The sequence below is a fragment of the Enterobacter sp. BIGb0383 genome, from assembly GCF_003751845.1.
Classification (GTDB): Bacteria; Pseudomonadota; Gammaproteobacteria; order Enterobacterales; family Enterobacteriaceae; genus BIGb0383.
On the sequence record NZ_RJKQ01000002.1, the window covers coordinates 610,446 to 633,589 of the forward strand.

The 23,144-nt window shown below is 56.8% G+C and carries 21 protein-coding genes and 1 pseudogene; 12 read left to right on the top strand and 10 right to left on the bottom strand.

The annotated features are described in order from the left end of the window. Positions 1-141: 141 nt before the first annotated feature. The gene (locus tag EDF81_RS11310; protein WP_123348226.1) at positions 142-771 is read left to right on the top strand and encodes a glutathione S-transferase family protein; all 630 of its coding nucleotides are present in this window, start codon (positions 142-144) and stop codon (positions 769-771) included. A gap of 14 nt (positions 772-785) precedes the next feature. Here the strand turns inward: EDF81_RS11310 and EDF81_RS11315 are convergent, their stop codons facing one another. Together EDF81_RS11315 and EDF81_RS11320 are read right to left on the bottom strand one after the other, a co-directional pair. Beyond that, on the bottom strand, positions 786-1,781 hold the full coding sequence (locus EDF81_RS11315) for an ABC transporter substrate-binding protein (RefSeq protein WP_123348227.1): 996 nt from the start codon (positions 1,779-1,781) through the stop codon (positions 786-788). Between the two features lie 12 nt (positions 1,782-1,793). Then, a complete protein-coding gene (locus tag EDF81_RS11320) occupies positions 1,794-3,974 on the bottom strand; it encodes a TonB-dependent siderophore receptor (RefSeq protein ID WP_123348228.1) in 2,181 nt (726 codons plus the stop codon). A gap of 183 nt (positions 3,975-4,157) precedes the next feature. Between EDF81_RS11320 and dsbG the strand changes: the two genes are divergently transcribed. Beyond that, positions 4,158-4,910: a thiol:disulfide interchange protein DsbG gene (gene dsbG / locus EDF81_RS11325; RefSeq protein WP_123348229.1), complete on the top strand. Its 753-nt coding sequence runs from the start codon at positions 4,158-4,160 to the stop codon at positions 4,908-4,910. 19 nt (positions 4,911-4,929) lie between these two features. On the opposite strand, the gene EDF81_RS11330 is transcribed toward dsbG, so the two are convergent. Next, complete coding sequence (locus EDF81_RS11330) at positions 4,930-5,814, bottom strand: LysR family transcriptional regulator (protein ID WP_123348230.1); 885 nt, start codon at positions 5,812-5,814, stop codon at positions 4,930-4,932. A 112-nt stretch (positions 5,815-5,926) separates the two neighbouring features. On the opposite strand from EDF81_RS11330, the gene EDF81_RS11335 reads away from it, so the two are divergent. Then, on the top strand, positions 5,927-7,345 hold the full coding sequence (locus tag EDF81_RS11335; RefSeq protein WP_123348231.1) for a coniferyl aldehyde dehydrogenase: 1,419 nt from the start codon (positions 5,927-5,929) through the stop codon (positions 7,343-7,345). Between the two features lie 34 nt (positions 7,346-7,379). Then, the gene (locus EDF81_RS11340) at positions 7,380-8,057 is read left to right on the top strand and encodes a type 1 glutamine amidotransferase domain-containing protein (RefSeq protein WP_123348232.1); all 678 of its coding nucleotides are present in this window, start codon (positions 7,380-7,382) and stop codon (positions 8,055-8,057) included. Between the two features lie 121 nt (positions 8,058-8,178). Here the strand turns inward: EDF81_RS11340 and EDF81_RS24250 are convergent. Further along, positions 8,179-8,277, bottom strand: a pseudogene (locus tag EDF81_RS24250) (hypothetical protein); the annotation flags it as partial. 305 nt (positions 8,278-8,582) lie between these two features. Between EDF81_RS24250 and EDF81_RS11345 the strand changes: the two are divergent. Next, complete coding sequence (locus tag EDF81_RS11345) at positions 8,583-9,221, top strand: Vat family streptogramin A O-acetyltransferase (RefSeq protein ID WP_123348233.1); 639 nt, start codon at positions 8,583-8,585, stop codon at positions 9,219-9,221. A 29-nt stretch (positions 9,222-9,250) separates the two neighbouring features. On the opposite strand, the gene EDF81_RS11350 is transcribed toward EDF81_RS11345, so the two are convergent. The 3 genes from EDF81_RS11350 to EDF81_RS11360 are packed head-to-tail and all read right to left on the bottom strand — an operon-like array spanning position 9,251 to position 12,017. Then, entirely contained in the window at positions 9,251-10,009 is a 759-nt protein-coding gene (locus EDF81_RS11350) for an ABC transporter ATP-binding protein (RefSeq protein ID WP_123348234.1), read from the bottom strand. A 2-nt stretch (positions 10,010-10,011) separates the two neighbouring features. Then, a complete protein-coding gene (locus tag EDF81_RS11355; RefSeq protein WP_123348235.1) occupies positions 10,012-11,046 on the bottom strand; it encodes an iron ABC transporter permease in 1,035 nt (344 codons plus the stop codon). Continuing rightward, positions 11,046-12,017: an ABC transporter substrate-binding protein gene (locus tag EDF81_RS11360; RefSeq protein ID WP_404851495.1), complete on the bottom strand. Its 972-nt coding sequence runs from the start codon at positions 12,015-12,017 to the stop codon at positions 11,046-11,048. Before EDF81_RS11360 ends, EDF81_RS11355 begins: the two co-directional genes overlap by 1 nt. A gap of 293 nt (positions 12,018-12,310) precedes the next feature. Here EDF81_RS11360 and EDF81_RS11365 point away from each other — a divergent pair, with 293 nt between their 5' ends. The 7 genes from EDF81_RS11365 (at position 12,311) to EDF81_RS11395 (ending at position 20,624) form a co-directional block, all read left to right on the top strand. Then, on the top strand, positions 12,311-13,540 hold the full coding sequence (locus EDF81_RS11365) for an MFS transporter (RefSeq protein ID WP_123348237.1): 1,230 nt from the start codon (positions 12,311-12,313) through the stop codon (positions 13,538-13,540). 127 nt (positions 13,541-13,667) lie between these two features. After that, on the top strand, positions 13,668-14,474 hold the full coding sequence (locus tag EDF81_RS11370; RefSeq protein ID WP_123348238.1) for an ABC transporter ATP-binding protein: 807 nt from the start codon (positions 13,668-13,670) through the stop codon (positions 14,472-14,474). Further along, positions 14,471-15,274 carry an ABC transporter ATP-binding protein gene (locus tag EDF81_RS11375; RefSeq protein WP_123348239.1) on the top strand — a complete coding sequence of 268 codons (804 nt, stop codon included), beginning with the start codon at positions 14,471-14,473 and terminating at the stop codon, positions 15,272-15,274. Before EDF81_RS11370 ends, EDF81_RS11375 begins: the two co-directional genes overlap by 4 nt. 51 nt (positions 15,275-15,325) lie before the next feature. Next, positions 15,326-16,834, top strand: a complete 1,509-nt coding sequence (locus tag EDF81_RS11380; protein WP_123348240.1) for an ABC transporter substrate-binding protein — start codon at positions 15,326-15,328, stop codon at positions 16,832-16,834. A gap of 27 nt (positions 16,835-16,861) precedes the next feature. Then, positions 16,862-18,640: an ABC transporter permease subunit gene (locus tag EDF81_RS11385; protein ID WP_123348241.1), complete on the top strand. Its 1,779-nt coding sequence runs from the start codon at positions 16,862-16,864 to the stop codon at positions 18,638-18,640. A gap of 198 nt (positions 18,641-18,838) precedes the next feature. Beyond that, positions 18,839-19,792, top strand: coding sequence for an aldo/keto reductase (locus EDF81_RS11390; RefSeq protein WP_123348242.1), 954 nt, complete (start codon positions 18,839-18,841; stop codon positions 19,790-19,792). 124 nt (positions 19,793-19,916) lie between these two features. Continuing rightward, complete coding sequence (locus EDF81_RS11395; protein ID WP_123348243.1) at positions 19,917-20,624, top strand: SDR family oxidoreductase; 708 nt, start codon at positions 19,917-19,919, stop codon at positions 20,622-20,624. Between the two features lie 37 nt (positions 20,625-20,661). On the opposite strand, the gene EDF81_RS11400 is transcribed toward EDF81_RS11395, so the two are convergent. The 3 genes from EDF81_RS11400 to EDF81_RS11410 form a co-directional block, all read right to left on the bottom strand. Next, the gene (locus EDF81_RS11400; protein WP_123348244.1) at positions 20,662-21,171 is read right to left on the bottom strand and encodes a DUF6622 family protein; all 510 of its coding nucleotides are present in this window, start codon (positions 21,169-21,171) and stop codon (positions 20,662-20,664) included. Between the two features lie 84 nt (positions 21,172-21,255). Continuing rightward, positions 21,256-22,047 (bottom strand): LytTR family DNA-binding domain-containing protein, encoded by a 792-nt coding sequence (locus tag EDF81_RS11405; protein WP_123348245.1) that lies wholly within the window; start codon positions 22,045-22,047, stop codon positions 21,256-21,258. Further along, positions 22,040-23,125: a sensor histidine kinase gene (locus EDF81_RS11410; protein WP_123348246.1), complete on the bottom strand. Its 1,086-nt coding sequence runs from the start codon at positions 23,123-23,125 to the stop codon at positions 22,040-22,042. Before EDF81_RS11410 ends, EDF81_RS11405 begins: the two co-directional genes overlap by 8 nt. Positions 23,126-23,144 lie beyond the last annotated feature (19 nt).

A 23,144-nucleotide genomic window follows, 5' to 3' on the forward strand; every position in this document is an offset into this window, starting at 1 on the left:
ATTAGCATTCAACCCATAATGCCCTATAAAAATATTTATCGACCATCACAAACCGCCTTATGCGCCAGGCCCGAACGAATCCGGTAAAATCCCCTTCATCATGCAAAAGGCATCCCCCGGCAACAATGAAGGAAGACGGCAATGGGCATCACGCTTCACCATCTGAACGATTCGCGCTCCGTGCGCATTCTCTGGCTACTTGAAGAAGCCGGGATCCCCTATGAACTGGTGCGCTATCAGCGAGATGCGACAACGCATCTGGCTCCGGCGTCGCTTAAAGCGATTCATCCCCTGGGGAAATCACCGGTTATCGAAGAGAAGGGAAAAGTCATCGCCGAGTCTGGCGCGATTGTGGAGTATCTGATCGCCCGCTATGCGCCACATCTGGCCCCCGCAGCCGACACGCCTGACTATATTGATTATCTGCAGTGGGTGCATTTTGCGGAAAGCTCCGCCATGCTGCCGGTGCTGTTAAAGATTTTTGGCGAGTTTGAACAAAAAACAGGTACCCGCATGAATTTCCTCGCGGGCTATGCGGACACCGAATTTGAGAAGGTCTTTGGCTTCCTGAACGAGACGCTGGCAACCCGTCAGTTTATCGTCGGCGACACCCTGAGCGGGGCCGATATTATGCTGGGCTTCGTGGTGAATACCGCCCTGGATCAGCTGAACGCGGGCGAACGTTTCCCTCATCTTCAGCGCTATGCACAGCGGCTGAAAAGTCTGCCAGGCTGGCAGAAAGTGCAGGAAATCGAAGCGAACGCCCGATAACGCAGAGATAACCTTTAGCGAGGCGACGGTGGGTTAAGAATATCGCCGATCTGCGCCTCGCTAAGCTGAAGATCAAAGAAGCGCTGATAAAAATCGCGGGTCTCCTGGCGCATATCCACATCGGCAAAACGTTCCGGGTAGAGGGTTTTTGCCAGCCACAGGAACTGGAGCGCCTCTTCGCTGGTTTCCCGACACCACCAGAACATCCCCCTCGGATTCACATACACCCGATGATGCGCCACCGCATCGACGGCGGCCCAGACGGGCGACGCGAGGATCTCATCCGCATCATGCTTATTCATGGCGACAATCACCGCCGGATTCGCCGCGACAATCTGCTCCAGCGACACTTCACCCGAGCCTTTTTTCACGCCGCCAAACCAGTTTTCCGCAATGTTGCGGGCACCGGCCAGATCCATCCAGTCCTGATTCAGCGAGGGGCGACCGCTGGTGGTCAGCGGACTGCCCACGCTGTGATAGACCGTCACCCGCTCGCTTTCCGGCAGCCCCTGTAATCGGGATGCGACCAGGGCAACATTTCTGTCGAAGTAACGCTGGTAATCCTGAGCTTTTTTGCGGGCATCCTCGCCCAGCGCGTCGGCGGTTTGCTGCACCCGGACGGTCAGGTTCTGCATGGAGTTGGCTTCAAAAGTGAGGATCCGCAGCCCGGTTTTCGCCAGCCGGTCCGCCTGTGGCACCGTCGTACCTTGCGGAACGAACAGCAGCTGGACACCCAGTGAAATCAGCTGCTCCGGATTAAGCTCGTGGCTGCTGTTGACGCTAATCACCGGCACGTTATCAATATACGGCAGGCTCTGGCGAAACAGCGGGATCCGTTTTGCGACAATCGAGGTGCCGACAATATTGTCGCCGTAGCCGAGCATCGCAATGATGGTGTTCTGTGCCGGCCACGAGGTGGCAATACGCACTTCGCTGTCCGGCGTGGCGGCCCGAAGGCCGCCGTTAACGAGGAGTCCAAGCGCCAGAATCAGCGCGGAGAGTCGTTTCATTTTATCGCCCGCTTAAAAATCAAGGGTCACGGAGGCACGCACTTCGCGACCGCCGCCGAGGAACGCGCTCGGAGAACCGCCGTTTCCGTCGGTGCCTGACGGGAAGATAGAAGCCCAGTAATGTTCGTCGGTCACGTTATTGACCGTCACCCGGAAGGTGGTCGGAACATTGCTGATTCGGGTGTGGTAGCGCGTACCCAGATCCAGGGTGGTGTAGCTATCGGCCCAGGCGGTATTGGTATCATTCGCCGCCCGTTTGCCGGTGTAGTGGAGATTGGCACTGTAGACCAGCTCCGGCATTGACGGCAGGTTATACTCGACCAGCAGATTGGCCTGCACTTTCGGCACGCCCACCACACGTTTGTCACGCGTGCTTTCGGATACGGTATCCTTCAGCTTCGGATCGAGGAACGTCACGCCGCTGTAAATATTCAGCCCGTCATACACGCGTCCCGTCGCGGTTAGCTCCAGGCCGTTGTTCACCTGCTCGCCCTGCGCTTTGTAGACCATGTCGCGGCTATCCACATAGGCGAAAGGCCGCTTCAGCTGGAATACCGCCGCGCCGAGATTGAGATCGCCAAGATCGGCCTTCAGGCCCGCTTCATACTGCTGACTGCGGTAGGGATTAAGCGTCTGCCCTTCGTTTTTAACATCGCTGTCGGTCGGGGCTGTTCCGCCCTGCTCCAGCGAGTCGGCATAGCTGATATACGCCATCAGGGACGGGTTAATTTTATACATCAGCGCTGCGCTCGGGCTTAAGCCCTGCTGATCGTCCTGCCCGGTTTGTTCTCCGCTGCGGTTGAAGTTTTTGGTCTGCAGCCAGCTCTGGCTCAGATAGAACATCGCCGACCACTGCGGCGTCAGGGTCAGGGTGTCGCCGATCGTGATGCTCTGCTGGCTGTTCTCGCTCGACTTATAGCGATCGCCATTCATCCTGATACGCCCGTCGCCCTTCTCGTCCATCGCCGAAGGGTGATACATATTGCTGTTGCCCCAGTTGTACTGTTGGGAACTACCTTTCGCAGAGTAGATAGACCAGACGTAGCCGCTGGTGGCGAAGGCCAGGTCGTGGCCGATGCTGCCGGTATCAACGTGCCCGTTCAGCGTGAGCGTGTTACTGAGCACCCGGAAACGCCCTGCGGCACTGGAGTTGCTCATTCTGCGACTAATATCGCCTTCGCTGTTCAGAATAGTGCTGGAGACGGAGCGCATGGCGCGATCGGCCTGCTGCCAGCCCACGCCCGCCGTCAGGGACCAGTCATCATTGAGATAGTGAATCAGGCGCGTGCTGAGGGTATCGGTAGTGAGCGCATTACCTGCGGTACTCAGCGCCAGATTTTTATTTTTCGCATCGGGTGCGGACGGCAGCTGAACGTTGGCGCCGTAGCTGAAGCTGCCTGGATACCCTTTCTGTACGAATTCATAGTGGCTGGCATCCAGCTGCAGCTGCGTGCCGGGACGGATATTCCAGTCGAGCGCCACGGAGGCCAGCTTGCGGCGGCGGGTGCTGTCAGCCAGGTTGCCTTCGCCCTCTTCGTTGAGCAGGTTCAGGCGATAGCCAAACTGGTTATCGTCATCAACGTGACCGCCCAGATCGAGATGGCCGGTCAGCGCGCTGCGGCTCTGGTAGCCCAGCGTGACCTGGCGCAGCGTCTCCTGGGTGGGACGTTTCGCGATAAAATTAAACTGTCCCGCCGGGCTGGCCGGCCCGTAAAGCGATCCGGTCAGGCTGTTGAGCACGTCGAGGCGCTCCAGCATCTCAACGGGAAATGCGGTGGTGGAGACAATATTCAGCCCGTCCAGGCGACTGTTTGACACCACGCTACCCTGCATCCCACGGCTTTGCGGCCGCCCGACGTCCATCCCGCCGCGCGCCTGCATCTGCGTACTGGGAGAGTATTTCAGCATTTCACTGACGCTTTTAGCCTGCTGGTTCTCAATCATCGCTGCGGTCACGGTGGTTGATGACAGAGGAGTATCGATCCAGGCTTTGTTGCCGAGCGGGCCAACATCCAGTTCAGAGGTTTTAAAACCGGCGCCGGAAGCCGCCTGCGTCGAGGCTGCAACGCGCTTGCCGGTGACGATAATATTCTCTTCTTTGCCGTCGGCGGCACGCTCTGCTGCGTGGACCAGGGGCGCGGAAAAGGTGAGGAGCAGCGGCATCAGGGATGCCAGTCGGGTTGGATTATTCATAGGGAACCAGTCGCTATATAAAACACTATATTACGATCGGATATATTGTGAAAAGTTTGACCACGATCATTCGCATGCTAATCATTAACAAACTACCCCGTGATGAGTAGCAAAGTTGCGACATGGGTAAAAGACTGCTGAAATCACCCCAGTGCACCCGCCGCTGACAACAAGGATTATCTTATGCGTTATACCTCTCTCGCCCTGCTTGCCGCCCTTCCCTGGCTGGCGTCGGCCAACGATGCGCTGCCTCCGGCGGTCCAGCAAATCGAAAAGCAGGGCATCACCATTATTAAAGAGATCAAAACGGAAGGCGGATTACGCAGCTGGGTGGGACGATATCAGGATATGGGCGTCACCATCTGGCTGACGCCGGACGGCAAACATGCCATCTCCGGCTATCTGTACAATGAAAAAGGCGAGAACCTGAGCGAGGCGATTTTCCAGGAGCAGATCTATATCCCTGAAGGGCGCAAGCTATGGGAAAAATTCCAGGCCGCGCAGGGCATTAAGGAGGGCAACCCGGAGGCAAAACGTAAAATCATTGTCTTTGCCGATCCTTTCTGCCCTTACTGCAAACAGTTCTGGGCCGCCGCTCAGCCGTGGGTCAGCGCCGGAAAAGTCGAACTGAATACGCTGCTGGTGGCGGTGATAAATCCGCAAAGTGGGCGCTACGCTTCGGCAATCCTGAGCGCAGCCGACCCGGCTAAAGCCTGGAGCGAGTACGAATTATCCAACGGAAAAAAACTGCCGCCGTTCCCGGAGAAAACCAGCAAAGAGACCTTTAGCGCGTTGCAGCATCACCAGCGCCTGATGGATGAGGCGGGCGCAAACGCCACGCCGGCCATTTACTATATGAACGATAAGCAGGAGCTACAGCAGGTGGTCGGCATGCCGGATGCTAAACAGCTGGAGGCGATGTTCGGCCCGAAATAACCGGTCCGGGCCGCCGCACTTAGGGTCCAATCTGCTCCAGCAGCACTTCTCTGGCATGGGCCACCCGCGGCTGTCTCAGAGTGCCCGGCGTCCAGATCAGGTTGTAACCGATCTCGGTATTGCTCACCGGCGGTGGGATGGCCACCAGCTCGCCGCGCCCGAGCTGCTCGCGGCAAAGGTATTCGGGCAGCACCGTCCAGCCGAATCCCTGGGTAAGGAGGCTGCGCAGGGCACGAAGATCCTGCCCAACCACGGCGGGGAGTTTATCGGGCATGGGGATCTGGTTTTTAATCAGCCAGTTGTCGATTAGCGAGAGCTCCAGGTTGTAGGCCAGTAAGGGTTCCTGATTCAGCGCCTTGCCCGGATTGTCCGCCTGGAGAATACGCTCAACCACCGCCGGTGCAGCTACCGCCACCACGCTATTGGTAAAGATCACCTCGCTTTTTAAGCGCTCATCCGTCACCGGATGGGCGGAAATCCCTAAATCGCAGTGCCCGTCCAGCAGCATCTGAATCACCAGGGGACCATCCCCCGTGTGCATCCGGATCCGGACCTCGGCTTCCAGTAGCGGCAGCAGGCCCTGGGGTAATTTCTCCGCCATAAAGTCCGCATGGCCAATAATCTGCAGCGTGCCCGCCACGCCCAGCGAACGCGCCCTTGCCGAGGCCAGCGCCGCTTCAGCTGCATCCAGCTTATTGCCGATATCCGCCGCCAGTTCGTCCGCCGCCGACGTCGGCTCCACGCCGTGAGTCTGACGTTCAAACAGCGGTTTTCCCACCGTCGCTTCCAGCCCGGCAATATGCTGAGAAACGGCGGGCTGTGTCAGGTTCAGGCTTCTTGCCGCCGCGGTAATCGAGCGCTGGCGATAAACCTCGATAAACGTGCGTAAACGACTCAGAGACATACGTACCCCATAAAAATATTTATACCCCTAACAAAATAGCGTTGTTAGCGCCGGGAAGCCAGCTCCGTTACGCTTTACCCATCGCAAATAACACACCCGATAACGGAGCCCTGTGATGTCAGAACAACTAAAAACTATGCTACAGACGCAGTTAGCCACCATGAAAAGTGCCCATCTGCAGGCTGGCCCGGCCAGCGCAGAACTGCGCAAAGATCGCCTGCTGCGGGCGGTAAAACTGATTAGCGACAACCACGCAGCCATTGACGAAGCCCTGAACCAGGATTTCGGCAACCGCAGCCATTATCAGTCCCTGCTGGTTGATATGGCGACAACGGTCACCATGCTGCAGCACGCCGCCGACCAGGTGAGCGACTGGATGCAGCCCGAAGCCGTTGCCGAGCCGGCACCCGGTGTTCAGGCCTGGATCGAGCAGCAGCCGCTGGGCGTGGTCGGGATTATCAGCCCGTGGAACTTCCCGATTAACCTCGCTTTCGGGCCACTGGCCGGCGTGTTTGCCGCAGGCAATACCGCCATGCTGAAGCCTTCCGAGCTGACGCCGCACACCTCTGAGCTGCTGGCGAAGCTGATACCTCAGTACTTCCATGAAAGCGAACTGAGCGTCGTGCTGGGTAATGCCGAAGCCGGGCAAATCTTCAGCGGTCTGCCCTTCGACCATCTGATCTTTACCGGCAGCACCACCGTGGGCAAACATGTGATGCGGGCCGCGGCGGAAAATCTGGTGCCGGTCACACTGGAGCTGGGCGGCAAATCACCGGTCGTGATCGATAATGATGCCGACGTCGCACAGGCGGCAGAGCGAACCCTGACGATCAAAACCTTTAACGCGGGCCAGATTTGCCTTTCACCCGATTACCTGCTGATCCCACAGGAGAAAGTCGGCGAATTTGTCGCGGCGGCCAAAACCTTTATTGCCCGGAGTTTTCCGACAATTCAGGCGAATCAGGACTACACCGCTATCATTAGTCAGCGACACTTTGAACGCCTGACAGGACTGCTTGAGGATGCCCGCGAGAAAGGCGCCACCATCGTCAGCCTCGCCCCTGAAGGCGAGCAGGATGCCGATGCTGCCACGCGCAAAATCGCGCCACAGCTGGTACTCAACGCCACTGACGACATGCTGATTATGCAGGAAGAAATTTTTGGCCCGCTGCTGCCGGTGAAAACCGTGCGCGACAGCGATGAGGCCATCGCGTATATCAACGCCCATCCACGCCCGCTTGCCGCCTACTACTTTGGCGACGACAAAACGCATCAGGCGGCGTTTGTGGCGAAAACCACCTCGGGTGCGGTGGTGATCAACGACGTGATGACCCACGCCGCTATCGACAGTCTGCCCTTCGGCGGCGTCGGTGCCTCCGGCATGGGGGCTTACCACGGCATCCACGGTTTCCGTCGCTTTAGCCATCAGAAACCGGTGGTCGTGCAGAGCCAGGACGGCGCGTCCAATCTGCGTCTGCGTGCACCTTACCTGAACAAAAAAGCCGATATTGAAGCCTTTCTGAAAGGCTAAGACTGCCCCATAACCGATATTCCCGGAGGGAAAGATGAAAATTTTAATGGTACTGACTTCGCATAGCGAACTGGGCAACACCGGCAAAAAAACCGGTTTCTGGCTGGAAGAGTTTGCCGCCCCTTACTACGTCTTCAAAGATGCCGGCGCCGAGGTTGTGCTGGCCTCACCGGCGGGCGGCCAGCCGCCGCTGGACCCGAAAAGCGATCTGGCTGATTTCCAGACCGAGCTGACCCACCGCTTTAAAGCCGACCCGGCCGCGCAGAAAGCGCTGGCTAGCACCGTAAAACTCGATACGGTGAACCAGGAGGACTTCGATACGGTGTTCTACCCCGGCGGCCACGGCCCGCTGTGGGATCTGGCGGAATCACAGCGCTCCATCAGCCTGATTGAGTCCTTCGAACGCGCGGGCAAACCCATCGGCTTTGTCTGCCATGCGCCGGGCGTGCTGCGCCATGTGAAAGCCGCCTCGGGCGAACCGCTGGTCAAAGGCCGCCGGGTAACCGGTTTTACCAACGGCGAAGAAGCGGGCGTTGAGCTGACCGACGTGGTGCCTTTCCTGATCGAAGATCTCTTTATCGCCCAGGGTGCGGACTACCAGAAAGGTCCTGACTGGGCACCGTTTGTCATTGAAGACGGCAAACTGATCACCGGTCAGAACCCGGCCAGCTCTGAAGGCGTGGCGAAAGCGCTGCTGGCGATGGTGCAGTAATACGGGTACCGGTAATCTACCGCTATTGGGGTGGGTTACCGGTATTCCTCTATTTTTAAGGTATCTATAAAAATATATTTACCCACATTAAGACATCGCCCTAAATATAAAAAACCCAGCATCACAGCACCCTGAAAAATTCATCATCCGTGATTGTTCCATGCTCAGCGACAAGCATATTCATTGCATGTATAAATTCCTTTTCATGGTCTGCCTCTCTCGTTAACGTGGTGACGCCACCTTTTTCCCGTGCTGTTTTCACCGAACCAACGCGGACCTCCTCTGTACCATCTTTTATTTCTGCTCTCCTTTTTATTTCGGTACAGGCATTATCCCGTCATAAAATTCAAAAACAATATCGATTCACCTGGTTATTCTCCGTTTGCGATGGCAACTCCAGATAAAAGAAATGACACTCTATTTGTTTCAGACAAGCATCGTTCTCTGCCGCAGTTTTTCCCCTGGCGCCGCAATCCATGCTACTGTTTGTCACTGCCTTATCTTTCAAACGCGCAAGGAGCCAATATGAACGGTCCGGACCCGCAAAATAAGCACCCAATGATCGGTTTTCCGCAGGTGTGCTATATCAAAAATACCGTCAACAACCCCAATATTATTATTGGCGACTACACCTACTATGACGATCCCGTCGATGCGGAGAATTTCGAACGCAACGTGCTGTATCACTTCCCGTTTATTGGCGACAAGCTGATTATCGGCAAGTTCTGCGCCATCGCCCGCGACGTGAAGTTCATTATGAACGGCGCTAATCACAAAACGTCCGGCATCTCGACCTACCCGTTCCAGATCTTTGGTAGCGGCTGGGAGAAGGTGATGCCCGAACCTGGCGATCTGCCTTATAAGGGCGATACGGTTATTGGCAACGATGTCTGGATTGGCTTTGAGGCGCTAATTATGCCCGGCGTCAAAGTCGGCAACGGGGCGATTATCGCCGCGCGTTCAGTGGTGACGGCGGATGTACCGGCCTGGTCCGTCGTAGGCGGTAATCCGGCCAGAGTGATCCACTCCCGCTTCCCTGCCGATAGCATCAAGACGCTGGAAAGGCTGGCCTGGTGGGACTGGCCGGTGGAGAAGATTAGCCGCCATCTTCCGCTGATTGTCTCCGGCGACGTCGCGGCGCTGGCTGCGGTCGCAGAGCAATAAAAAAGCCGCTTTCGCGGCTTTCAGAGGCATTACAGGAAATGAATATGCTTTTTGCCGTGGTGCGGTGAGATTTCAATTTTGCAGCGCACCTGAAACACGCTGTGCAGCATCTCTTCCGTGAGGATCTCATCCGGCGTGCCGCTGGCCACGATTTTCCCTTTTTGCATCACCAGCAGCGAGTCGCAGAACATGGCCGCATGGTTAAGATCGTGCAGCGCCACAATACTGGTCACCGGCAGCTCGCTGATTAAGCGCAGGAGCTGCATCTGATGGTGGATATCAAGGTGATTAGTCGGCTCATCGAGCAGGATCTCCGTCGGAGACTGTGCCAGAGCACGGGCGATATGCACGCGCTGCTGTTCACCCCCGGAGAGGCTCTGCCAGCCCTGCTCGCAACGATCCAGCATTTCAACCCGCGCCAGCGCGTCATTCACAATGGCGTCATCTTCATGAGTCCAGGGCGACAGCGCGGAGTGGTGCGGTGTTCTCCCCAGCTTAACCACATCGCGCACCCGAATATTGGATTCGGTCAGCGCGTGCTGCTCAACAAAGGCGACGCGTCGGGCCAGCGTTTTTCTGCCAAGCCTGGCAATATCGTCGCCGTCGAGCATGATTTTTCCCGCATCGGGACGCCTCAGCCCCGCCAGAATACGCAGCAGGGAGGATTTTCCCGAACCGTTTGGCCCCAGCAGCCCTAGCGTATGCCCTTTTTCCACGCACAAGGAGACGTCGTCGACGATGATTTTTTTACCTGCTCGCCAGCAGATATTTTCTGCGCTAATGCTCATCGTTATTTCCTTGAGCGATAAAGAATGACGGCAAAGAAAGGCACGCCGATAAGCGCCGTCACCACGCCAACCGGTAAGCTCTGCGGCGCGATAACGGTACGGGCAGCAATATCCGTCAGCACCATCAGAATCGCCCCCATCATCGCACAGGCCACCAGCAGCGTACGATGCAGCGGGCCGAAGAGATAACGCATGACGTGAGGCACCACCAGCCCGACAAAGCCGATCGACCCTGCCATGCTGACGATGGTCGCTGCAATCAGCGCCGTGGTCGCAAAAAGGATCAGTCGGACGTAGCCAACGGGAATGCCCAGCGAGGCCGCCGCGTCATCACCGAAGGTAAAGGCATCAAGCGCTTTGGCATGGTACAGACAAATCGCCAGCCCAATCAGGATCACCACAGCAATCAGCTGTAGCTCCGGCCAGCGCACGCCGCTAAAGCTACCCAGCAGCCAGAACATGACGTCACGCGCCTGCTGGGCGCTGGCGGAGGTGCTGATGGTCCAGGCGGTGATCGCATTAAACAGCTGCGAGGCGGCAACCCCGGCCAGAATCGTGCGTTCGTTACCGCCACGTGCGCCGTTAGTCAGCAACGCCACAAAGGCGAAGGCGGCAAAGGCCCCGACGAAAGCGCCGAAGGAGAGCGACACGGCACCGCTCCCCACACCCAGCACCACGATGGTGACGGCACCGGTTGATGCCCCGGCGGAAACGCCGAGCACGTAAGGCTCGGCCAGCGCGTTCTTCAGCAGGCTTTGCAGCACCGCGCCGCAAATCGCCAGCCCTGCGCCGCTGCAGGCCGCGACCAGTGCACGGCTGAGGCGGAAGTCCCAGATCACCGTCTCATGGATCCGGCTTAACGGTTCCGCCGTCAGGCCCAGCTTATTGGTTACCGCATAGAAAGTCGTCCTGATAGGGATCGACAGCTCGCCAACGCCAACGCTCAGGGCGATAACGATGGCCAGCAGGACCAGCGACAGCAAAAACAGGATGGTCAGCTGCGTTTTCTTTAACGCAGCCCCTGAAAACAGTGCCATTAATTCAGTCCCAGTTTCTCAAGCTGTGCCGCGACTTCTTCAGCCCCGTAAATGGTGCGGATCGTCGGGTTCATCGCCTGTCCGTCCATCACCACGATATGGCCTTTTTTCACCGCGTCCAGCTGGCTAACCGCCGGGTCAGTTTTCAGGAATTTGATTTTCTCTTCGGCGCTATCCAGTGCCCAACGGTTACGATCGAGACGGGATACGACGATAACATCCGGGTTAGTGGCAATAATGCTTTCCCAGCCAACGGTCGGCCATTCGGTCTCGGAAGTCATCGCATTGTGGCCGCCAAGTACGTTGGCAATAAAGCCGGATGCGCTGTTTTTACCGCCGAGATAGGCATCAGCAGACGGAGACGAGCTGGAGAACCAGACCAGGAAGGAGAGATCCTTGCCCGACTTGCCGAATTTTGCTCTCAGGTCGCTTTCGCGCTTTTTAAAGTCGGCCACCAGTGCTTCACCGCGTGGCTCAACGTTAAAGATGGTCGCCAGCTCGGTGATTTCCTGGTAGAGGTAAGACATATCCCACAGCTTGCTGCGGCTACCGTAGATGTCACCGGTATCCATTTTGGTGGCGCAAACGCCAGGGGATAAATAGCTATTAATGCCGACGGCGGTAAAGTCTTCGCGCTTCGCCACTTTGCTGTCCGGACCAAGCAGCATCGGCAGCTGAGCCGCGACGAAGTCAGGATCCTGGGCAAGAATTGACTCCAGCGTCGGGCTTTCCACCGTCAGAATTTTGACCTTTTCATTTTGCTTTGCCAGAGAAGGCAGGACTTTTGTCGGCCAGAAGGCGCTGGCGACCATTTTGTCCTCCAGGCCCAGCAGCAGCATAATTTCTGCCGTGTTCTGCCCCAGCGCCACCATACGCTCAGGCGCTTTGGTAAAGGTGACTTTCGCCCCGCAGTTTTCAATCGTCAGCGGATAATTTGTCGCCATTGCCGACGTCATTCCCATTAAAAACATCCCTGCTGCAATCACACTTTTCTTTAGAATTAACATCGGGTTTAACCTTGTATTTTTTGTGTCATCAGGCGCATCAGACGCGCGGAAAATAGTTGCAAATGTAAATCATTCGTAAACTGCGAACTTATACCGGGGCGCTCCGGCAAAGTCAATATGGCTACCACGGCGGGGTTAGAGAGCCACAAAGGCATGTTATTTATAGGGTTATTGAGTAAAAGAATAAATCGTTGTGGTTACGGGAATGAAGTCAGTAAGATGCCTGAAAATGACCCTTAACGTTTTTATGGCCACGCATGTCTCTCTTAACTTCCGGCAAGGTTCAACGGACTTCACCTTATCTTTTATCGGGCAGTCAGTTTGTTTTTAATATCGGTTTCTATGCCGTTGTGCCGTTCCTGGCAATCTATCTGCGGGATAACCTGCTGCTCTCCGGCGCGGTTATCGGCCTGATTATCGGGCTGCGCACCTTCTCCCAGCAGGGGATGTTCCTGGTGGGCGGTGCACTGGCGGATCGCTACGGTGGCCGGGTGGTGATCCTCTGCGGCTGTCTGGTGCGTATCGCGGGTTATCTGCTGCTGGCCTTTGGCGAGTCCCTGTGGCCGGTCGTACTGGGCGCCTGTCTGACCGGCATCGGCGGGGCGCTCTTCTCCCCGGCTATCCAGGCCCTGCTGGCAACGGCGGGAACGCAGAGCGAGAGCGACGGCAAACGCAGTCGCGCCGAGTGGTTTGCGGTATTTGCCATCTGCGGCGAGCTGGGTGCGGTTCTCGGACCGGTACTGGGTTCACTCCTTGCGGGGTTTGGCTTCCAGCGCATTGCCCTTGCCGGGGCGGTCGTGTTTGTTATCGCCCTGGTGATTCTGTTCTTCAGCTTACCGCCTTCTCCACGTGGTCATCGCGAAGTCCATATTGCGCCCTGGTGGCAAACCTTCCGCCAGCCGCGCTTTGTGGTCTTTATGGTCGCCTACAGCGCCTATCTGTTTAGCTATAACCAGCTCTATCTGGCGCTTCCGGTGGAACTTAAGCGCTCCGGCAGCAGCGAACAGGATCTCGGCCCGCTGTTTATGCTGGCCTCCCTGCTGATCATCTGCCTTCAGCTGCCGCTGGCGCGGTTTGCCCGCCGAATTGGGGTTGGAATCACCCTGCCCGCAGGCTTTATTCTGCTCTCCCTCTCTTTTGTCTTCGTGGCTGTTTTTGCGCCCTCTACGCCACCGGAAGGCTGGCAGCGTCTGCTGCCAGCGGCCGGGATGGTGACACTGCTGACGCTGGGGCAGATGCTGGTGGTACCGGTGGGTATGGATCTGGTCCCGCGCTTCGCCGGTGACAAAAATCTGGGTGCACACTACGGTGCTCTGGCATCGATGGGTGGCGTGGCGGTCCTGGTGGGGAACTTCCTGCTGGGGAATCAGCTAGATCGGGCCCTTACGCCATCGCCGGAAGCGGCGGTTCCCTGGCTGCTGATGGCTGCGTTTCCGTTTTGCAGCGCAATTGTGATGGCGGTGATTTGCCGGGCGATGAAGCACTGATTTACAGGTTCATGCGCTGTTCCCGATTGACCGGGGAACAGCGCAGATAAATTAACAATCCCTTTGCACTCCCTCGCCACATTTTGTTATGTTATTACATATCTCTTAATATTTGCGATGCTTTCCCATGCTCAGACCCGTTCAGCCCACAGGCGCACTTTTAGACGTCCATAACCTCAGCCTGTCGCCTGGCGGCCAGACCCGCGTCAATAAAGTCAGCTTCGCACTCTATCCCGGTGAACGTGTGTGCCTGATCGGCGCGTCCGGTTCCGGTAAGTCACTGACGGCCAAAGCGATAGCCGGCGTATCTGTGCCGGGCGTTCAGCAGAGCGGAACGATTCGGGTTAACGGTGTTGATGTGAGCCAGCGCAATGCCCTGGCACGCCCGCAGCCCGCGCGCGTAGCGACCATTTTTCAGGACTCTGCCACCGCCCTTAACCCGCTGATGACGGTGGGTAAACAGCTGACGCTGGCGCTGAAAACCACGCCGGAGTCGCTGCACGCCCTGCTCGACGCCATGCAGCTCAGCGCTATCCCTAATCTGCTTCAGCGCTATCCGGCCGAGCTATCCGGTGGCCAGCGTCAGCGTATTTGTATTGTGCTGGCCCTTCTCGGCAACACCCGTCTGCTCGTGGCCGATGAACCCACAACCGCCCTCGATGTGATCACCCAGCATGAAGTGCTGCAAACCCTGAAAGCGCACAGCGCATCCGCAGATGCGCCCGCCCTGCTGTTTATCACCCATGATATCGCCGTGGCGGCACAGCTTTGCCAGCGCGGGCTGGTGATGCAGGATGGCGAGATTATCGAGTCGGGCACCATGGCGCAGCTGCTGAACAACCCACAACAAGCCTATACCCGAAGCCTGGTCAGCGCAGCGAGGAATGCCGAAGACTGCTTCCGCGTTAACCCGACCGGAGCGCTTGCCGGATGAGCCTTTCCCCGCAGGCCTTTTTGCGCCTTGACCGCGTCAGCCGCTACCAGAGCGCGCCGCATAAGTTCTGGCAAAAACCCGTGCCGGCAGTTCCTATTTTTCACGATCTCTCCCTGAGCCTGACAAGATTCGCACGTGTCGGCCTGGTGGGGGCATCCGGCTGCGGAAAGTCGACGCTGTTAAAGACCCTGCTCGCGCTGGAAGTGCCCGACGAGGGCGCGGTCTATTGTGACGGCATTCCGGTGCGTCCCGGAAGCGTGCGCGCTCTGCGCTGGTATCGCCGCCGCGTGCAGTATATTCCGCAGGATCCCGCGGGCTCTCTCGCCCCTAACCAGCGCGTCGCCGATCTGCTAAGCGAACCACTAAAGCATCTTTGCCACGAAAAGCCGCAGCCGACCCGTCTGCGGGAAGCGCTTGAGCAGGTTGAGCTCAGCCCCGCGCTGCTCGACAGAAAGGCCGGAGAACTCTCCGGCGGCCAGGCCCAGCGCGTGGCGCTGGCCCGGGCGCTGATCGTTAAACCTGACTATTTACTGGCGGACGAACCCGTCAGCGGTCTGGATCTGCCCCTGCGTGAACAGATCAAAACCCTCCTGCTTCAGGTTACGGAAGAGAACAGGATGGGGCTGCTGATGGTATCCCACGATATTTCCATGCTTGCCGGGCTGTGCGATCGCATGCTGGTCATGGAAAACGGTCGCATCATTGAAGACAGGCCGACGATGAATGTTCTGAACGCACCCCGGCAGCCTCACACCCGCCAGCTTTTACATGCGGTGCCCGTCTTAACGGGACTGCGATAATCCCTCTTTCGCCATTGAAACCCTTTGCCGTCAATCAATAAGGACAGACGCATGCTCAACAATAAGAACCTGTGGCCGCTTTCCGGCCTGCTGGCCGCCACGTTATTGCTGGCGGGCTGCTTTAATGAAGCAGAGCAAGAGGTGCAGACCCCAAAAGACCAGCGTATCAAGCTGGCGATGCTACAGCCTCCGCGTTCCGGGCTGACCCCGCTGAGCGACGACGCCTTTAAGCTGTCGCGCTGGAGCACCGCCGAAACGTTGGTGGTGCTGGATGACAAGGGCGAAGCGCAGCCGATGCTGGCAACAGCATGGGAGAAAGTTGATGAGACCACCTGGCGCTTTACGCTGCGTGAGAATGTCCATTTCCATGATAATTCCGTTCTTGATGCCAATACCGTGGTGAATGCCCTGTCGGTCGCCGCCACCGCGTCACCCAAGCCGCGTATTCTGGACGGCGTGAGCTTAACGGTAAAAGCCGATGGCGACCGCGCCGTGCTGGTGTCGACGGCCCAGGCCGATCCCCTGCTGCCACAGCGCCTCTCCAGCCCGCAGCTGGCGATCCTGTCCCGCCAGGCCTATCAGGCTAACGGCGTGGTCACGCCTGTAAATATGGGCAGCGGCCCGTTCGTATTGCGCAGCGTGACCGGTACCAGCAGTGCGGTACTGGACCGCTTCGACGGCTACTGGGGTGAAAAAGCCCAGGCCAGCGGCATTGACGTAAACTTCGTTTCGGATGGCGCTGCCCGCGGCGCGGCTCTGCGCACGGGAACGGCCGATCTGGTTGAGGCCATTCCCGTCTCCCAGGCTCCGCTGCTGGATCAGTCCCTGATCCACGAAGTTCCGATGCCGCGTACTAACACGCTCTATCTGAATAGCCGTCATGGCGTGATGAAGGATCCGGCCATGCGCGCCGCCGTGCGCGATGCCATTAATCGCCAGCAGATCGTCGATAACGTCTATGAGAAACGGGCTGATAGTGCCAAAGGTCTGCTGGGGCCGGCTCTGCCCTGGGCGGCCGCGCTGCGCCAGCCGGTAGCTAACCCGGTGCAGGCGGGTATCCCCGCCGGTGCAACTATTACGCTTGCGACCTTTAGCGATCGCGCCGAACTGCCGGAAGTGGCCGTTTATCTGGCCCAACAGCTGACCGCCGCAGGCTTTAACGTCAAACAGGTCGTCCGCGAATATGCCCAGATTGAGTCCGATGCGCTGGCGGGCAAGTTCGACGCCTTTATTCTCTCCCGTGCGACGGTGCTCGATTCCGGCGATCCGGTGGCCTATATGTACAGCGACTTCGCCTGCAAAGGTTCCTTTAATATTGCCCAACTGTGCCGGGCGGATATTGATGAGGCATTACAGGCCGCTGCGGCGATCCCTACCGGAGAAGCCCGACGCAAGGCGATTATGCATGCCGAGAATCTGATCCTCGCCACCGATGCGGCGATCCCGATGCTGCATGAGCGCGTGATCCAGGGCGAGAGCGCGACGCTTAAGAATGCGGTGCGCGATCCCCGCGAGCGGATGTTGATCAACGCCACGACCCATTTTGCCAACGCGCAATAAACACGATTACCGAATAAAGAGTTGTTGATGAGCGAATCACTGTATTGCCGTACCTGTGCGGCCGTCAGCCGGACGGGACAGCCGCGCTACGGCTTTACCCTCCCTCTGCTTTCCCGCCTGCTGACGCTGGCGGGCGTGGTGGTGCTGGTCGGTATGCTGCCGTGGATCTCCGGTCAGGATCCGGCCCTGGCGCTGCTCCGGGCGCGCTCCGGCGAGCAGGAGGCTACGGCGGAAACCCTGAACGCCATTCGCCAGTCGCTGGGCCTGGATCGTGGTCCGCTTCACCTCTTGTGGGAATGGCTTAAGGGCCTGTTGCGCGGCGATGCCGGAACCTCCTGGGTGTCGGGCCGTCCCGTGCTGCCCGGCATGCTGCAGGCGGCGGGCGTCTCACTCACGCTGATGCTTTCCGCAGCCCTGGTTGCGCTCACGCTGGCCTCGCTGCTGTGCGCTCCAACGCTTATTCAGGGGCTTCGCGGCCGGGCACGTCGCTCCGGGGGGATGTTCGCCGCCCTCTTTACCGCTTTGCCTGAGTTTCTGCTGGCCTCGTTCCTGCTGATTGTGGGCGCAGTCTGGCTACGCTGGTTCCCGCCCTACGGCTGGCAGGGACTGCACTATGCGGTGTTGCCCTCCCTGGCGCTGGGTATCCCGGCGGGCGGTTATCTGGGGCGGATTATCGGCGATGCCCTTGCCGGAACCTTCAGTGAAAACTGGATTGCCACCTGGAGCACCGCCGGGATCTCGCGTCGACACATTATTCTGGCGGTCCTGAAACGGACCCTGCCCGGCGTAATGCCCCTGGTCGGCCTGGTGCTGGTCTCTCTGACCGGCGGGGCCATTGCCGTTGAAAAAGTCTTTGCTATTCCCGGTATCGGTCGTGCCACGCTGGGTGCCGCCGCGGCGCAGGATGTGCCCGCCCTGCAGGCGGGTGTGCTGATCCTGCTGCTGATCGCCTCCCTGGCCGGGATTATCGCCAGCGCCGTGCGGCTGCTGATCCTCGGTCACGCTCTGCGCAGCGGCGCGATGCCGGTGCAGGAGGATAACGCCGGTCCGGCCAGCCGCCGGGCTTTCTGGCTCCCGCTGGGCTGTCTTCTGCTGCTGGCGCTGTTACTGGCGGCGGGTTTGCCCCGCGACCCGAACACCTCTGAGTTTCTCAGGCTACAGATGCCCTCTTTCGCACTGCCTTTTGGCGCGGATGCGATGGGGCGCGATCTGCTGGCGCGGGTGGCGCACGGCACGCTCCATACCTGCCTGCTGGCCCTTTTTGTATCGCTGAGCTGTCTGGGGATCGGGCTGATGATTGGCCTGTTCCCACGCCTGTTTACCGGTCCGATTGAAGTCACCAACGCCCTGCCGCCGGTGATTGCCGGGCTGGTGGTGGCGGCGATTAATGGTCCGACGATGACCGGCGCAGCCATTGCCGTGATCGCCGTCAGCTGGGCGCCGCTTGCTGCCCATACGGCCGCGCTGGTCACGGAGATCAACGCCCGACCCTATATCCGTATGCTGCCGGTGCTCGGCGTGGGGCCGGTGCGCCGTAGTCTGCTCTATGTGCTACCCGCCCTGCTCGGCCCGCTTTTCCGCCACGCTATGCTGCGCCTGCCGGGTATCGCCCTTGCGCTGGCTTCGCTGGGATTTTTAGGTTTAGGTGCGCCGCCGCCGACCCCGGAGTGGGGCCGCGTACTGGCGGAAGGGATGCCCTATATCGAACGCGCTTACTGGGGCGTGCTGGCGCCTGCTGCGGCGCTGTGCGTGCTCTCAATTCTGGCCGTGAGCGCGTCGAATCTGTCCGGCCGAAGCCGCGGCTGAACCGCCTAATCCATTATTTTTGCTAACGATAAGCAAAAAAAGCCACACCGGTACGCCGTGATTTTCCTATTATCGGGGATAGCACGACGGCACCGTGTTCAGTGAGGAACGCGACAAAAGGGCCTCTCTGGCCCGAATTGTTGAGGTTCTCCCGGCAGGAAGCAGGGTGAACCCCGTCATGAGAAAAGGGTTTTGCAAATGGCATTACGTTCATTAGGCACCACAGGCTTACAGATCCCGGCGCTGGTTTTCGGCGGCAACGTGTTTGGCTGGACCGTGGATGAGAAGCAGAGCTTCAGTTTGCTGGATGCCCTGCTGGAAAGAGGCCTGACCGCCATCGATACCGCCGATGTCTACTCGGCATGGGCACCAGGCAACGCGGGCGGCGAGTCAGAAACCATTATCGGTAAATGGCTGGCCGCCCATCCGGGCGCGCGCGACAAGGTGACGCTCTTTACCAAAGTCGGCTCCGATCTCGGTCAGCCTGGCAAGAAAGGGCTTTCCGGCCGCTGGATTGAGCAGGCGGTCGAAGACTCCCTGCATCGCCTGCAAACGGACTATATCGATCTCTATTTCTCCCACTGGCCGGACGCCGACACGCCGTATGAAGAGACGCTGGCCGCCTACGAGAAACTGCTGAAGGCGGGAAAAATCCGCGCCGTGGGCGCATCCAACCTTAACGCAGAGCAGCTGGCAGAATCCCTGAAGGTCGCCGATGACAAGAATCTACCGCGCTATCAGGTATTACAGCCGGAATATAACCTCTACGATCGTGACGGTTTCGAAGGTGCGCTGCAGGATTTGACGGTGCGGGAAAATATCGGCGTGGTCACCTACTACAGCCTCGCCTCCGGGTTCCTGTCCGGCAAATACCGCAGTGAAAAAGACCTCGGTCAGAGCCAGCGCGGTTCGGGCATCGCTAAGTATCTCAACCCACGTGGCTTTGCGATTATCGACGCACTGAACGCCGTGGCGGCAAAACACCAGGTGAAACCGGCCGAAGTGGCCCTGGCATGGCTGATTAACCAGCCGGGCGTGACAGCGCCTATCGCCAGCGCGACGAAAGTCGCCCACGTGGACGGGTTTGTTACCGCCCTGTCGCTCAACCTTTATGCCGACGATATCGCCGCCCTGACGAAGGCTGGCGCATAACCCTCAGCACTCCGGCGGCATCCTGCCGCCGGACCTGCGCATATGCTTATCCGCTATTGAGATATAGAAACGGGACCGTTCGGGTTTCAATACTCTCTTTCTATTAAGAGTGAGAAACAGGGATATGACCCAGGCTAACTACGCCATTATTGGCGGAACATCGGGCATCGGCTTTGCGCTGGCGCAGAAGCTGGTTGCACGCGGCGAACGCGTGCTGATCGGTGGGCGCAATGAACAAAAACTCGCGCAGGCGCAGGAACGCCTGGGACCTCAGGCAAGTGGACGCGTGGTCGATATTACCGACAGAGCATCCCTGCGCATTTTCTTTGAGGGCATTGAAGCTCTGTCCGGTCTTTTTACCCCGGCGGCTTCCTACGCCACCGGCGATTTTCGCGATGGCGACAGTGCCACGTCGGAGGGACTCTTCCAGGCCAAATTCTGGGCGCAATACTGGGCGGTTTACGAAGCCCTTCCCCATCTTAGCGATACTGCCTCGGTCGTCCTGATGTCCGGCGCCGCCTCTGCCCGGCCGATTGGCGCACCGGCCTACGCCGCCTGTAACGCGGCGCTGGAAGGACTGGCTCGTGGACTCGCCGTCGAACTGCGGCCGATCAGAGTCAACTGCCTCTCACCCGGCACCACCGACAGCGAACTGTGGCGCAATCGCGAAGCCGCACAGCGTGACGCGGCGTACGACTACTGGAACAACGTCACTCTGGTACAGCGCCCCGGCACGGTAGAGGAGCAGGCCGACGCAGCCCTGTTTTTGCTGGAGAATAAAAATATGACGGGTAGTACGCTGTATTGCGACGGGGGTTATACCCTGAAATAAACAATAAACCGGCAACAACACGCAGGCACGAGGGTATTCAGATTCCTTTTTGGACCTGCCGGGGCGTTAAATATAGATTTAACGTCCCACCCCAGAACACCCCATCAATGACGCCACTTAACAAACCAAACAGAATATTAAAATCAAAATTGTACTTCAAACCCGGTTCAACATTGAGAAAGAATATCAACGCAAATTTGGTGACAAAAGCAATAACAATAAATACCAGGGTTAACGGCGTCCCAGGCCGGATAATCAAATCTGTTCCCTCCTTGTTTTTTAAACGCGGGGTCGTACGCCAGAGCAACCAACCCACGCCGCCACCAACGATCAGCCCCGTCAGCATCGACGCTAATCCCCAGTGCGGAGACGCCAGTTCATTAATCACACCGCTTCCCCCCCAAAACAGAAAGATTAACGGTAAAAGGAAAAGACGTTTAACGTCCATTTCCCGGTCTTTCAACGCATTGACTCCCCTCGCAATGAGGAATACAAACAAAATCCAGACCCATACAGGCGTCCCGGCCAGGATATTTAATAATGACATTTTATGCACCACCCTATAGCTGAGTTGCGGGGTCCATACAAAAAATAAATATCACCCCACTCCCTTCATTAATTTGGTATCTATTCAGATGTTATATAAAAATTTATCCTGCATTGCCCGACTGACCTGCAACACATGCCCACCGATGATTAACTGTATCTTACCGGTACAATCGCGCTTTATTTTTTCTATTGCGTTAACATTGACAATAATGGAACGATGGACCTGCCAGAATTCATCCGGATCGAGCTGTGACAATAGCTCTCGCAGTGAACCGCGCAGCAGGAAAACGTCGGAGAGCGTTTTATTTTTCTTGTACAGCGATATGTATTTATCTTCTGCTTTGAAAAATTGAATGTCTGAGCAATGAACTAACTCTATATCATCCCCCTTTTGCACACGCACCCATTTTAAATAGCGCTTATGTTCAACAGCATGCAGAGACTCAATTTTTTCAAAGAATGCATTGATATCAGCCACATTCTCTCTTTTCGAACTATTAGTAAAATGTTGTTTTATCTTTAACACACATTTCTCCAGCCTCTTTTCATTCAGTGGCTTTAAGAGATAGTCTATGGCGTTCGCTTCAAACGCACGTACGGCATACTCATCATACGCAGTGACAAAAACGACTAACGGGCACTTTGTATGCTGATTAATCCTTCGCGCCAGCGTCATGCCATCCATTTCTGGCATACGGATATCCAGAAATGCAATATCAGGCTGTGCTTCAGCGATGGCATCAAACGCTTCTTTACCATTTGCGCAGCTGGCGAGTATGTCCAGCTCAGGCCAAAAGTCAGCCAGCATTTTTTTTAGCTGGTATCTCAGTAAAGGCTCATCATCAGCAATAATCGCGGTGATCGTTTTAGTCATTGCTCACTTCCGGGGTTGAATTGGCTACAATCAGTGGGATGAATATTTCCGCCGTAACACCCTGGGATAGATTCTCTTTGATGTGCAGTCGTGCTTTTCCCATATAGATCGCATCCAGTCTTTGCCGGATATTATCCAGGCCCAGCCCATGCCCACAAGATGAAGTCTCTTTCGAGAATCCGCATCCATTATCTATTACCTGAATCAGAACACCTTCAGCATCTTTGCAAACCTTCACTTCTATATGCCCTGCCTGATGCTGTGGCTCAATGCCATGCCGAATGGCATTTTCCACTAATGGCTGTATTAACATCGGCGGAATAATAAAATTATCTGATTCAAATGCATTGGTTATCTTATAAAAAAATCGTGCCCCGAGTCTTATCTGTTGGATAGATAAGTAATCATCAATCAACGCCAGCTCTTCATGAATCTGAACAAAGTCGCTGCGATTTTTTTTCAACGTTCCCCGCAACAAGTTAGTCAGATTAACAAGTAGACGTTTAGCCAATGCAGGATCTTTATCAATTAACACATCAAGGTTAGCCAGCGTATTGAAAAGAAAATGGGGTTCAATTTGACTTTGAAGCTGCTTAAGTTGGCTCAATGCTAAAGCTTTCTTTTGTTCAGCCTGCTGCCGCCTGGCTATCTCAAGCGCGTTCCGGGCTTTCAGTTTTTGCTCATTCATATAAAAAAATGTAAAACCGACAATCGATAGAATAAATCCAGGTACGAGCATTGTTTGTTGATTAAGGACAAACTCATTAAAAGAGAATGGTTGATACAACAGTACCAGGTTAAGACTTCCAAAAAACATGCAACAGATCAAGGATAAAAAATTAACGCTGACTTCCGATAATGATGGCTTGATCCAGCGTAACAATCCCGCGCTGAACAACGCGCTATACCCATACCCAAAACTAATGAGCATTTTCTTGAAAAATAAAGAAGTCCAGGTTTCGGACGGACCCGATGGCGAATAGAACAGGATGAGCAATCCAGTAACGCCTAAGCAGTAAAGGCTTATTTTTATAAACTGTGACTGGAATTTTTGGCTAACTGGAAATAATCTGCTCATCCAAATATCCTTTTAGAAC

What these genes read in the sequence shown, in the direction of transcription:
- EDF81_RS11310 (WP_123348226.1), top strand. Translation starts at nt 142, where the DNA reads ATGGGCATCACGCTTCACCATCTGAACGATTCGCGCTCCGTGCGCATT.
- EDF81_RS11315 (WP_123348227.1), bottom strand. Translation starts at nt 1,781, where the DNA reads ATGAAACGACTCTCCGCGCTGATTCTGGCGCTTGGACTCCTCGTTAAC.
- EDF81_RS11320 (WP_123348228.1), bottom strand. Translation starts at nt 3,974, where the DNA reads ATGAATAATCCAACCCGACTGGCATCCCTGATGCCGCTGCTCCTCACC.
- dsbG (WP_123348229.1), top strand. Translation starts at nt 4,158, where the DNA reads ATGCGTTATACCTCTCTCGCCCTGCTTGCCGCCCTTCCCTGGCTGGCG.
- EDF81_RS11330 (WP_123348230.1), bottom strand. Translation starts at nt 5,814, where the DNA reads ATGTCTCTGAGTCGTTTACGCACGTTTATCGAGGTTTATCGCCAGCGC.
- EDF81_RS11340 (WP_123348232.1), top strand. Translation starts at nt 7,380, where the DNA reads ATGAAAATTTTAATGGTACTGACTTCGCATAGCGAACTGGGCAACACC.
- EDF81_RS11345 (WP_123348233.1), top strand. Translation starts at nt 8,583, where the DNA reads ATGAACGGTCCGGACCCGCAAAATAAGCACCCAATGATCGGTTTTCCG.
- EDF81_RS11350 (WP_123348234.1), bottom strand. Translation starts at nt 10,009, where the DNA reads ATGAGCATTAGCGCAGAAAATATCTGCTGGCGAGCAGGTAAAAAAATC.
- EDF81_RS11355 (WP_123348235.1), bottom strand. Translation starts at nt 11,046, where the DNA reads ATGGCACTGTTTTCAGGGGCTGCGTTAAAGAAAACGCAGCTGACCATC.
- EDF81_RS11360 (WP_404851495.1), bottom strand. Translation starts at nt 12,017, where the DNA reads ATGTTTTTAATGGGAATGACGTCGGCAATGGCGACAAATTATCCGCTG.
- EDF81_RS11365 (WP_123348237.1), top strand. Translation starts at nt 12,311, where the DNA reads ATGTCTCTCTTAACTTCCGGCAAGGTTCAACGGACTTCACCTTATCTT.
- EDF81_RS11370 (WP_123348238.1), top strand. Translation starts at nt 13,668, where the DNA reads ATGCTCAGACCCGTTCAGCCCACAGGCGCACTTTTAGACGTCCATAAC.
- EDF81_RS11375 (WP_123348239.1), top strand. Translation starts at nt 14,471, where the DNA reads ATGAGCCTTTCCCCGCAGGCCTTTTTGCGCCTTGACCGCGTCAGCCGC.
- EDF81_RS11380 (WP_123348240.1), top strand. Translation starts at nt 15,326, where the DNA reads ATGCTCAACAATAAGAACCTGTGGCCGCTTTCCGGCCTGCTGGCCGCC.
- EDF81_RS11385 (WP_123348241.1), top strand. Translation starts at nt 16,862, where the DNA reads ATGAGCGAATCACTGTATTGCCGTACCTGTGCGGCCGTCAGCCGGACG.
- EDF81_RS11390 (WP_123348242.1), top strand. Translation starts at nt 18,839, where the DNA reads ATGGCATTACGTTCATTAGGCACCACAGGCTTACAGATCCCGGCGCTG.
- EDF81_RS11395 (WP_123348243.1), top strand. Translation starts at nt 19,917, where the DNA reads ATGACCCAGGCTAACTACGCCATTATTGGCGGAACATCGGGCATCGGC.
- EDF81_RS11400 (WP_123348244.1), bottom strand. Translation starts at nt 21,171, where the DNA reads ATGTCATTATTAAATATCCTGGCCGGGACGCCTGTATGGGTCTGGATT.
- EDF81_RS11405 (WP_123348245.1), bottom strand. Translation starts at nt 22,047, where the DNA reads ATGACTAAAACGATCACCGCGATTATTGCTGATGATGAGCCTTTACTG.
- EDF81_RS11410 (WP_123348246.1), bottom strand. Translation starts at nt 23,125, where the DNA reads ATGAGCAGATTATTTCCAGTTAGCCAAAAATTCCAGTCACAGTTTATA.